Genomic DNA, 10,940 nt, shown 5'->3' on the forward strand with positions numbered 1-10,940 from the left:
CAAATGGCTTTGCTGAAATCTCCGTTTCGGCTTATTGCCGGTTGGTTCGATTGTTGTTCAAATAGACGTCCAAATATTGTCCTGTCACTGAATCCGCCGAAAACCTCTCGGCAAATCCTGGCTGCGGAGGCCGGGAGACTTTCCAGTGTGACCTTTCGTTGACGGCCTTCAGCATCAATTCTCCCAGTCGCTTATGATCGCTGGGCTCGTAGGACCCAACCATATTGGAAAACCCCGCGATCTCGGGAATCCCGCCGGCCGTCGAGCAAATCGTCGCCCGGCCGGCGTTGATGCTTTCGATCAACGTGCGCGGCAGCGGCTCCGGCCAGACCGAACTCACCAGGCAGACGTCGATGCTGGCATAGAATTGAGCTGCCTTGGCAAAGCCAAGCCATTCGACCTTCTTTCCGCTGCGGCTTTTTAGCCCCCGCACGTAATCCTCAAGCCCTTTTCCGGCAATTTTCAGTTGCCAGCCCTCGTCGGGAAGCTGCTCGGCCGCCTTGAGGACTACCTCAATACCTTTTTCAGCCTCGAGCCGCCCGATGAACCCGAATATCAGATCATCCGAGCTCGAAGCTGGTGACGGCACCACGGAGCTCGGATCGGCGATGTTGAAGATGACGCGGCCATCGGTGCCGGGGAAATATTTCAGCCTGGTGTGCTGGTCGAGCACGAATTGGCTGTTCGAGACCACCGCATCGACCATACGCGAGGCCAGCAGATAAGGCGACGTCATGGCGGCGCAGACGGTGCAGCGCTGCGCGCATGTCGCATCGCCCCGAAACAGCGTCGAGCGTTTGCAGAGCAGGGAATAGTCGCGCAGGGTGTGCACGATCCTGATGTTGCGCCGCCTGGCTTCCGACCACAGCGAGACCGAGAAGCCCGTGAGGTTGTTGGTGTGGACGACGTCGGGCTTCTCGATGTCGAGAATTTCGGCGAACCGCACCGCGGATTTGCGATTCCATGTGTCCTTGAGATGCCACTTCAGGCGCTGGACCGAGGAGGGCTTCCTGTCGTTGCCGAACGGCCAGTAATCGTTGTCCATCGGCACGCGGTATACGCGCACGCCCTTGAGTTCGTCGATCGTGCGCTCCTGCTTGTTCTGAAGGCAGACCACGGACACCTGATGGCCGCGCTGGACGAACGCCTCCGCGAGCAGCGACACAGACACTTCGGCGCCCCCGATGATCTCGGGCGGATAGAGCGTGTTAACGATCAGTATTTTCAAGGATAGCCTCGGATTAGCAGCCCGCCGCAGCGTCAGTTCGATGGCCGGATCTCGAAATCCGGCACGGCCGTGCCCTTGACGCTGACAAGCAACGGCGTTGTCGATAACGCCGTCCAGGCGCCGGCGGCAGGGCCCGGCGCTTGCTGACATACATATCTGATCTCGGCATTCGGTTCCGCATTTTTTAATCGAACTTCGAAGCGCTTCGACGCAGTCTCCGACCAAAGCGCGAGTTTCGTTTCCGATCCACTGTCACTGCGAATCTGCACGACGCCGGGCGCCGGCGTGGTTCGCGTTGCCTTCAGGCTGGTGCGGATGAAGGCCCAGCTTTCGCGAATGGAACACACGGCAGGCTTCGGCGAATTGTCGAAATGATAAATGCCGAAATTGTCCTCCAGTTCACCAGGCTTCGTCCCACTGTCCTTCAGCTCGTAGAGCCATATCCCCTTGAGCCAGGGACCGGCGGTCGAGGCCCAGAGGATGATCTGCGCCATGTTGTCGGCGGCAAGCTGCTCGGTCACGCCGCATTTCGCGCTTGGTGTCGGCCAGCCCGTTTCGGTCAGATAGATCGGATAGTCGGGATTGCCGGTCGCCTGTGCGACGCGTTGATGAAGATTTTGCAGCCGTTCGATCGCCTCGGCTGCGGTCCGCCCGGCCGGTGACAGGCAATGGTTGTAGATGTGAATGGACATCCCGTCCGCGATACGAAGCAGGTCGGTCTTCAGCAGGGCGTCGGTCCATTTCCAGCCGGGATCGTCGCCCAGCGCTCCGACCACGAAAGGCGCGGACGGCGCCGCTTGCTTGACCGCGGGCTGCACCGATCGGGCGAGCGTCGCATAGTTTTCGACGGTGAACAGCGGCTCCGCGCGCGCTCTGAGATTGTACTCGTTCCACAACTCGAAGATCGGCTGCCGTGATGCGACCGCTTGCGCGGCTGCCGTGGCATAGGTGACGAATCTTTGGCGCGCTTCGTCGGTCGTCGGCGGATCGGAATTCGGGACGAGATGATGGCCGGTCCCGAGAATGAGCAGCGGGATTCCGACGCCGGACCTGATCTGGTTCTCGAGGCGGCCGTTCAGGGCATTGAAGCCGAGCCGCTTGCCGGGCAGCTCGAAATCCGACCAGGGGAAGTCGTCGCGGAACGAGGTGACCCCCAGCTCCTTCATCTGCTTGATGGCGGTCGCGGGCACATAGCCGCGGGCGCTGGTGACGCCGCCGAGGCCCTGGTGCGTGCCGACGCCCAGCAGGAAGCGCTGATCGAGCGGCTGCGCATTCTGTGCGTCTGCAGGATATGAGAGGCCGGCCGCGACGCAGAGCCCGCACATCAACATCCGGAAACGACGCAGGGCGCGTTTCCTGTTTTGCTCGGTCACGCTCGTGTCCACTCCTGCTCGCGTCAACCCGACAAGGCTAATACTCTTCTGTGGCCCCAATGGGGTGGGGCCGCCTTGTCTGCACGCTCGTCATTGAGCGCGCTGAGTTGGGCTATTTGGAGTTCACGACCACCGAGCTGATGTTGTCCGCGTTGGCGGTTGCCGCGTTCAGCGGGGCCATGAGCTTGATGAATTCGATCGACGGCGATTCCGCCACCGAGATCACGTCGTGATCGCGCATCCTGAACGTATCCGCCTGGAACCAGCCGTCCGGCTTGCTCATGTCGAACTTGTAGACGGCAGGGACCGACTTGGTCGGGAACTGGGATACGGCGATGCCGATCTTCTCCAGCAGCGGCTTGGGCTCGAAACGGTAGACGTAGATGGACTTGGAGTCCGCACGGGCGCCGTCGAGACCGCCTGCCTTCGCGATGGCTTCAGCCAGCGACATGTTGTCGTTCTCGAATGTGAAACGACGGTTGTTGGTGCCGCCGATCGATCCCGGAGACGGCGTCGAACCGAACACCATGTAGACGCGCGGAATGCGGGTCAGGAAGACGACGTCGCCTGGAGCGAGCAGCGCGTCCTCGTTGGGGTTGTGCACGACCGAGGACATCGTCTCGCTGTAGGTGCGGCCCTCGCGCTTGATCGTGATCGTGCTCTCGTAGGACGGATATTTCGGGCCTCCGGCGCGCGCGATCGCGCCCATCAGGCGAATCCCGCCCGGATCGACCGGGAAGCGGAGGGGCGAGTTGACTTCGCCGAGCACGCTGATCTGGTTGCCGCGCTGTTCGGCCACGCTCACGACGGCCTGCGGATCGATGGCGCGGTCCTTGAGACGCTCGCGGATGATGTTCGAAACGGCGCGCGGCGTCAGCCCTGCGACCTTGATCGATCCGGCGTAGGGGATGTTGATGTTGCCGGACTGGTCGACCTGCTGGCGCGGAATGTCCACGAAGTTGCCCGGCCGCACGCCTGCTTCGCGCGGAATGAACAGGCCGCCTGCCTGCGCTTCATATACGGTCACGGTGACGATGTCGCCGATGCCGATGGTGACGTCGCGGTAGTTGCCGCCGGGGAGGCGGGAGAACACCATTCCGGCGGAGTCCGTGAACGCGTTGGTCGCCTGCAGGATCGCCGGATTGACCGGCATCAGGGCATAGGCGAGCGGCGCGGTCGGCTCGGTGATCAGCGCTGCATTTGTTTGCGTCGCGACGGCATCAGGAGCGTCTAACGGAATGAAGCTACCGCAACCCGTCAAGGAGAAGCTGATCGCAGCAGCGGCCAGGATTCGGCTAATACCGAAATCAAAATCAAAACGTTCGGTCTTAGCCACCACTATTCCCTCGCACTCATCTAAAATCGGAATCACCGTACAAATCCCGTGCTGCGGAGTCACTGCTACGTCTTCGACTTTATGGTAAAGCACTTGTGGCTGTGACCTTATTGCCACTTGTGAACGCGGATACACGCCGAAATCTCTGTCCAAAATTTGTGCGGAACATCCTCTTAAATAAGCAGTTCGCAAACCATACATACACGTGTCAGGTCGATGTCACGATTGAGACTGCGATCGAACCAATGAGCAGCGCGCGGCGACGGACATGCAGATGCGACGGCATTGTCGCGAGATGACATCGCCATGAACTTCAAGTGTTGGATCCCGTCCTGAGTGATCCTGCGTTGTGTTTTCGTCGTCCTGCGGCGGGCATGGCGCCAGAGCGGACGTTCTCGCCGGGTCATCGGACCAATGTTTCTGCGACGGGATTCCACCTCCGTTAACGCTTAGATTTGGAAGCTGGCGTCACGCTGGCGTCCGTAAGGTCTTCCTAATCCTGATCCGGCTAGTGGTCGGCCAAACAAAAGGAAGGCGAAGACGATGTTGCACACCGGATCACTGCTGTTCGCGGCCGGCTTTCTCACCTGCGCGATGATCGTCGCGTCGGCCATTGCGTGGTCGTTCTCCGATAAACGCGTGAATGACGGCGAGTTCGCGCAGGGCGATGCCCGCCGGCTGGCCTGATCAGCCGGTCGCTACGATCGCAGATTGTTCGGGAAATCGGACTGCAACTTCGCTTGCTGCCCGGATTCGCTCATCCGCACATGCACGACGTCGGCATAAACCTGACTAAGCGTGCGGTGGGTCTGCTCGATGTCGTAGAGGCGGGTGAAACGCTCATATCCGGCACGGCCGACCGCAGCCAGGTCGAGCCTGGTTGCGCGTTGAAAACCTTCAACCAGCTTTTCGGCCGAGACTTCGTCGCACAGCACGCCCGTCGCATTGTCTTCGACGATTTCCGGCAGGGCTCCGATGCGGAAGGCAATGATCGGCTTGGCCGCCCGCATCGCCTCGATGGCGACCAGGCCAAACGCCTCCCAGCGTGAGGGAATCGCGACCATGTCGGCCTGGTCGAGCTCGGCCTCGATCTGGTTGCGGTTCATCCAGCCCAGAAAAGAGACGTTGGCGGGCAGATCGCTTCTGCGGAATTTGCTGACGACCGAGGCGCCGATCAGGCGCACGTCGAGCTTGTCTCCGAGTGCGCGCGCCGCCTCGATCAGGAGATCGTAGCCCTTCTGACGGTCGAGACGCCCGATGAAGAGGACCTTGATCTTCTCCGACCGCCATTGCGCTGCGCCCTTGTCGAGCGCAGGACGCTGCTTGGAAATCCCGTTGTGCACAAGAACCAGGCGATTCGCCGCGATTCCGACCTGCTTGGCGTCGGCCTGCTCGCTTTCCGAGATGCAGACGATGCGATGGGTGAATTTCGACAGCACGAGCTCGGTGAACTTCGTCACCTCGCGGCTGAGGCGGCCGGTTTCGCGGCCGAAGGCCCAGCCGTGCGGGCAATAGACGATGCGCGAGCGCCGATAGGTGAGCCAGAGCACCGGGCGCACCACGAGCCCGGCGAACGACGAGTGCAGGTGGATGACGTCAGGACGAAGCTGCCGGACTGCGCGCATGGTTGCAAACAGCATGCGAAACAGGCCGACCGCGTTGCGTCCGTCGCGCGGAAAAGTGGTGACCGCGTCGTCCTCGATGTTCACCAGGTCGCTGCGATGGTCGGAGGGAACGACATAGTTGACGTTGCCGGGGCCGAAGCTCGCGCTCTGGTGCGGATGCAGCTCGTTGAGGTAGGTCGCGATGCCGCCACGGACCGTTTCGGCGACATGCAGAATCTTCAGGCCGCTGGACAACGGTCATTCCTTCCTTGTCTTGAAGGCGCCAGATACTGGAGACGCCGGATCTTGCAGGCGCACGTCTAACCTCGCTAAGCAGCAATAATCGGGCCGCGTCATTGTTTCGCACGGTCGGATGTGGATCGGGATGCCGGTTTGGCGAGGAATTCGAGCATCGCTGCGGCGGACTTGGCCCAGGAATATGTCATAAGGCGCTGCCGCTGCTTCTCCTGTTCCACCGGCGAGATCCTGCCGAGTTCAATTCTTTCGCGCATCCGTGCCGACAGCTGGTCCGCGTTGAGCGGATCGAAATAGACGGCGGCATCGTTGCAGGTCTCGCGCACGGCATCGGCGGAACTCGCGATCACCGGACAGGCGAAGAACATCGCCTCCAGGGGAGGCACGCCGAATCCCTCATAAAGGCTCGGAAACACGAATGCGGCGGCCCGGGAGAACAGCGCGGCAATCTCCTCGTCCTTCAGGCGCCCGGCGATGACGACGCCGGCCCTCGATTCCGCGGCCGCGCCCCCGAACACCTTGTTGTTATCGCCGCCGACCACGATCAGCGGAAAATCGGCGCGGCCAAGCTGCTCGGCGGCGCGAATGGCCGTATCGACATTCTTGTTCTTCGTCATCGAGCCGACGAAGAGGAAGAATTGATGGGGCGCAAGACGCAGCTTGTCGATGATCGAGAAGTCGGGCGCGACGGTCGCAAAATGTTCCGCGCTGTTCGCAATGACGGGGATCGAAGCCGGATCCAGCGACAGCACCTCGGCAAGTTCGTTGCGTGAAAACGCCGAAACTGTTGCGATCGTTGCCGTGCGCGCCAGCAGATGGCCGAGCGTCCGGTGCAGGGCGAGGTAGCGCCAGCTGAAGAAGTCCGGCCGCCGGAAAACCTGCGCGTCGTGAATCACGACGAGATGGTCGCGGTGGAGTACGGGGCCGGAATTGGCGAGACTGACGAGACGGGTGCCGGCCGCGGCGCGCGCCAGATCGATCTGGTCCCACGCGTGCCCCTGCAAAGATCCGATCTGCTTGATGGCAATGCGGCGAAGACCTGGAAGCGTCTGCGCATTCGGCGGCGCAAGGATTTGCCACTCTGCATCCAGCAGTTGCTGCGGAGCCTCTCCGCTCGCGAGCAAGCGGTCCATCGCCTTGACGATCTCGGCGGCGTAGCGCTGCACGCCCGTGAGCGATTGTGACAGGAACCTGCCGTTGATGGAGAGTTTCAAAGTCGATCTTTTTCTTTGCGGGTTCTTGCGCGAACAATGCCCGAAGACTGAGCATCAGGCGCCGAATATACGTCCTATGACGTCTAGCACATGTGGCGCTATCGTCCGAGCATCCTTGCAGGCGGATAGCATGCGATGGTGCATGACGCCATCATGTTTCCTACACATTTCGATGCGCTTGCATGGGCGGACTGATTTGATGATTGTCGTGACTGTCCAAACCTTGCCTCTCATGTCCTGGTCTGGCAATGCTCCGCGGAATGAACGAGATGACAACTTTGCGRCCAGTGATCGTTACCGGTGCTGCCGGCTTTATCGGAATGCATGTTTGTGAACGGCTGTTGGCACGTGGCGAGCAGGTCGTCGGCATCGATGCAATCACTCCGTATTACGATCCCGCGCTGAAGCGTGCGCGTCTCGCAACGCTCGAACACCATCCAGGGTTCAAATTCCACAAGATCGATCTCGCAGACTTCGCCGCCGTGACGCGCGTCTTCGACGAGGTCTCGCCCGATCGCGTCGTGCATCTGGCGGCGCAGCCCGGCGTGCGCGCGTCGATCGACGATCCCATCACCAGCATCCGGGCCAATTGTGACGGCTTTGTCACCGTGCTCGAAGCCGGCCGGCGCCATGGTCTGGCGCATCTCGTCTACGCCTCGTCGAGTTCGGTGTATGGCGCCAACCGCACCTTGCCGTATTCGACCGAGCATTCGGTGAACCATCCGGTCAGCCTTTACGCCGCAAGCAAGAAAGCCAACGAGCTGATGGCGCATACCTTTGCGCATGTTCACAAGCTGCCGGTGACCGGGCTTCGCTTCTTCACCGTCTACGGCCCGTGGGGCCGGCCCGACATGGCCGCCTATCTGTTCACGCGCGCGATCTTCGCGAATGAGCCGATCAGGATTTTCAATAAAGGCGACATGTGGCGCGACTTCACCTATGTCGACGACATCGTCGAAGGGGTGATCCGCACCCTCGATCGGCCCGCGGCGCCGAATCCCGCGTGGAATGCCGAGCGGCCGGAAAATTCGTCGAGCTATGCGCCGTATCGCGTCTACAACATCGGCAACAACAGGTCGGTCAACCTGATGGAGTTCGTCGAGACGCTCGAGAAGATCATCGGCAAGCCGGCGATCCGCCAGCTGTTGCCGATGCAGGCCGGCGACGTCCTGGAGACGCGCGCCGACATTTCCGCGCTCCAGCGCGACGTCGGCTTCTCGCCGTCCACGTCGATCGCGGATGGCCTCGGCCGCTTCGTCGAATGGTATCGGAAGTACCACGGCGTCTGATCCCGCGGGCGACGGCACCTGCGTGTCGCCCGGGAATGCCGGCTCTTAAGCCGGTTCTTGCGCTGGTTCTTGCGCTTTTGACCGCCGGCGGCCTTGTCAGCGGGCGCGAACGGTGGTTATCCCGTCCCTCTGAACCTCTTTGACCCCGAACCAGGCGCGGGCCCATGSCTGAGCGGATCGCTCTCATCACCGGCGTGACCGGTCAGGACGGCGCCTATCTCGCCGAATATTTGCTGTCGCTCGGCTATGTCGTGCACGGCGTCAAGCGGCGCTCGTCCTCGTTCAACACCGCGCGCGTCGATCACCTCTACCAGGACCCGCATGTCGGCAACGTGCCGTTCCTGATGCATTACGGCGACATGACGGATTCGACCAATTTGATCCGCCTGGTGCAGCAGATCCGGCCGACCGAGATCTACAATCTCGCAGCCCAAAGCCACGTCGCCGTCAGCTTCGAGAGCCCGGAATACACCGCCAACGCCGACGCCATCGGCGTGCTGCGCCTCCTGGAAGCGATCCGCATCCTCGGCATGGAGAAGGAGACGCGGTTCTACCAGGCCTCGACCTCCGAGCTCTACGGCCTGGTGCAGGAGATCCCGCAGAAGGAGACGACGCCGTTCTATCCGCGCTCGCCCTATGGCGTTGCAAAACTCTACGGCTACTGGATCACGGTGAACTACCGCGAAGCCTACGGCATGTTCGCTAGCAACGGCATCCTGTTCAACCATGAGAGCCCGATCCGCGGCGAGACCTTTGTGACCCGCAAGATCACTCGCGGCGTCGCGCGTATCGAGGTCGGGCTGGAACAGACGCTCTATCTCGGCAATCTCGAAGCCAAGCGCGACTGGGGCCATGCCAGGGACTATGTCGAGGGCATGCACAGGATCCTGCAGGCCGACAAGCCCGACGACTTCGTGCTTGCCACCGGCGAGATGCGCTCGGTGCGCGAGATGGTCGAGCTGTCCTTTGCGCATGTCGGCCGCCGCATCGCCTGGCGTGGCAAGGGCGTCGAGGAGACCGGCGTCGACGAGACGAGCGGTAAGACGGTGGTGAAGATCGATCCGACCTATTTCCGCCCGACCGAGGTCGATCTCCTCGTCGGCGACGCCAGCAAGGCGCGCGAGGTGCTCGGCTGGACGCCGAAGCGCAGCTTTGCCCAGCTCGTCGAGGAGATGATGATGAGCGACCTGGCGGAGGCAAAACGGGATGCGGCCAGTGGCAAACGCACCGTTTGAGCTGAGGGGCAAGAGCGTCTACGTCGCCGGCCATCGCGGCATGGTCGGAGCCGCGCTGGTGCGCCGGCTGGCGCGGGAGGACGTCAACCTCGTCACGGTCGACCGGCGCGAGGTCGATCTCTGCAACCAGGCCGCCGTGTTCGACTGGTTCGCCAGGACGCGGCCGCAAGTGATCTTCCTCGCCGCGGCCAAGGTCGGCGGCATCGTCGCCAACAACACGCTGCGTGCCGAGTTCATCTACGACAACATCGCGATTGCCGCGAACGTGATCCAGGCCGCGCATCTCAACGGCGCCGAGAAGCTGATGTTTCTGGGCTCGTCCTGCATCTATCCGAAGCTGGCGCCGCAGCCCTTGCGCGAGGATTCCGTGCTATCAGGCCCGCTGGAGCCGACCAATGAGCCCTATGCGATTGCCAAGATCGCCGGCATCAAGATGGCGGAGGCCTATCGCAGCCAGTATGGCAGCGACTTCATCAGCGTGATGCCGACCAATCTGTACGGCCCCGGCGACAATTATCACCCTGAATTGAGCCACGTCGTCGCCGCCCTGATCCGCCGCTTCCACGAGGCGAAGGTTTCGGAAGCAAAGAGCGTCATCGTGTGGGGCACCGGCACGCCGCGGCGCGAGTTCCTCTATGTCGACGACATGGCGGATGCCTGCGTGCACCTAATGAAGACCTATTCGAGCGCGGAGCTGGTCAACATCGGCACCGGCGAGGACATCACCATCGCCGAGTTCGCGCGCGTCGTGGCCGCCATCGTCGGCTACAGCGGCGAGATCAGTTTCGACACCTCGCGTCCCGACGGAACGCCGCGCAAGCTGCTCGACGTCAGCCGGCTCGCCAAGCTCGGCTGGCGCGCGACGACCTCGCTCGAGGACGGCGTGAGACGCGCTTACGCGGCGTATCTCTCGCATACGTAGAATGCAACCAATGCATGTCGCGTATTTCAGGAGATGACCGCAACGCCTGTCACGCGCGGCGGTTAAGGTTTATTCGGTTCGCGAAGCAACCTGCCCTAATGTTGGGCGTGCGGCCGGATACAGAAATGGTCTAGGGTGTTCAGTGGAACATCCGTCTTCAACGGAAAGAGTTTTTCATGCGAATCGCGATGATCGGAACGGGCTATGTGGGACTGGTGTCCGGAGCCTGCTTTGCGGATTTCGGTCACGACGTCACCTGCGTCGACAAGGACGAGAAGAAGATCGCGGCGCTTCATCGCGGCGAGATTCCGATCTACGAGCCCGGCCTCGACGAGCTGGTCGCGACCAATGTGAAGGCCAAGCGGCTCGACTTCACCACCGATTTGTCGAAGCCGGTCGCGGACGCCGATGCCGTCTTCATCGCGGTCGGCACGCCCTCGCGCCGCGGCGACGGTCACGCCGATCTGTCCTATGTCTACGCCGC

At 61.9% G+C, this 10,940-nt stretch carries 10 protein-coding genes; 5 read left to right on the forward strand and 5 right to left on the reverse strand.

The genetic code is table 11. The annotated features are described in order from the left end of the window. Window positions 1-31: 31 nt before the first annotated feature. From AB4Z51_RS17295 to AB4Z51_RS17305, 3 genes are all read right to left on the reverse strand, one after another. The gene (locus tag AB4Z51_RS17295) at window positions 32-1,378 is read right to left on the reverse strand and encodes a glycosyltransferase family 4 protein (RefSeq protein ID WP_245344128.1); all 1,347 of its coding nucleotides are present in this window, start codon (window positions 1,376-1,378) and stop codon (window positions 32-34) included. After that, window positions 1,261-2,553, reverse strand: coding sequence for a hypothetical protein (locus AB4Z51_RS17300; RefSeq protein ID WP_085402194.1), 1,293 nt, complete (start codon window positions 2,551-2,553; stop codon window positions 1,261-1,263). The genes AB4Z51_RS17295 and AB4Z51_RS17300 overlap by 118 nt, the downstream gene beginning before the upstream one ends. A 160-nt stretch (window positions 2,554-2,713) precedes the next feature. Further along, window positions 2,714-3,937 carry a polysaccharide biosynthesis/export family protein gene (locus tag AB4Z51_RS17305; RefSeq protein ID WP_245344124.1) on the reverse strand — a complete coding sequence of 408 codons (1,224 nt, stop codon included), beginning with the start codon at window positions 3,935-3,937 and terminating at the stop codon, window positions 2,714-2,716. Between the two features lie 543 nt (window positions 3,938-4,480). On the opposite strand from AB4Z51_RS17305, the gene AB4Z51_RS17310 reads away from it, so the two are divergent. Further along, on the forward strand, window positions 4,481-4,624 hold the full coding sequence (locus AB4Z51_RS17310; protein WP_166084269.1) for a hypothetical protein: 144 nt from the start codon (window positions 4,481-4,483) through the stop codon (window positions 4,622-4,624). An 11-nt stretch (window positions 4,625-4,635) separates the two neighbouring features. On the opposite strand, the gene AB4Z51_RS17315 is transcribed toward AB4Z51_RS17310, so the two are convergent. Both AB4Z51_RS17315 and AB4Z51_RS17320 read right to left on the reverse strand, forming a co-directional pair. Continuing rightward, entirely contained in the window at window positions 4,636-5,796 is a 1,161-nt protein-coding gene (locus AB4Z51_RS17315; RefSeq protein WP_081369340.1) for a glycosyltransferase, read from the reverse strand. Between the two features lie 98 nt (window positions 5,797-5,894). Next, the gene (locus AB4Z51_RS17320) at window positions 5,895-7,010 is read right to left on the reverse strand and encodes a glycosyltransferase family 4 protein (protein ID WP_085402129.1); all 1,116 of its coding nucleotides are present in this window, start codon (window positions 7,008-7,010) and stop codon (window positions 5,895-5,897) included. Window positions 7,011-7,279: 269 nt separating this feature from the next. Between AB4Z51_RS17320 and AB4Z51_RS17325 the strand changes: the two genes are divergently transcribed. The 4 genes from AB4Z51_RS17325 to AB4Z51_RS17340 all read left to right on the forward strand — a co-directional run. Further along, on the forward strand, window positions 7,280-8,299 hold the full coding sequence (locus tag AB4Z51_RS17325; RefSeq protein WP_038960118.1) for an NAD-dependent epimerase: 1,020 nt from the start codon (window positions 7,280-7,282) through the stop codon (window positions 8,297-8,299). Window positions 8,300-8,463: 164 nt separating this feature from the next. Further along, complete coding sequence (gene gmd, locus AB4Z51_RS17330; RefSeq protein ID WP_441497668.1) at window positions 8,464-9,534, forward strand: GDP-mannose 4,6-dehydratase; 1,071 nt, start codon at window positions 8,464-8,466, stop codon at window positions 9,532-9,534. Further along, window positions 9,515-10,456 (forward strand): GDP-L-fucose synthase, encoded by a 942-nt coding sequence (fcl, locus tag AB4Z51_RS17335; RefSeq protein ID WP_439034216.1) that lies wholly within the window; start codon window positions 9,515-9,517, stop codon window positions 10,454-10,456. Before gmd ends, fcl begins: the two co-directional genes overlap by 20 nt. 176 nt (window positions 10,457-10,632) lie before the next feature. Further along, the coding region (locus AB4Z51_RS17340; RefSeq protein WP_209967514.1) for a 2-dehydropantoate 2-reductase N-terminal domain-containing protein at window positions 10,633-10,940 on the forward strand (308 nt) is incomplete at its 3' end.

The organism is Bradyrhizobium sp. 2TAF36, from assembly GCF_052114925.1.
In the GTDB taxonomy this organism is placed as follows: Bacteria; Pseudomonadota; Alphaproteobacteria; order Rhizobiales; family Xanthobacteraceae; genus Bradyrhizobium; species Bradyrhizobium barranii.

Excerpts from the sequence above, each read along its gene's own strand:
- AB4Z51_RS17295 (WP_245344128.1), bottom strand. The coding sequence starts at position 1,378 with ATGTCAGCAAGCGCCGGGCCCTGCCGCCGGCGCCTGGACGGCGTTATC.
- AB4Z51_RS17300 (WP_085402194.1), bottom strand. The coding sequence starts at position 2,553 with ATGTGCGGGCTCTGCGTCGCGGCCGGCCTCTCATATCCTGCAGACGCA.
- AB4Z51_RS17310 (WP_166084269.1), top strand. The coding sequence starts at position 4,481 with ATGTTGCACACCGGATCACTGCTGTTCGCGGCCGGCTTTCTCACCTGC.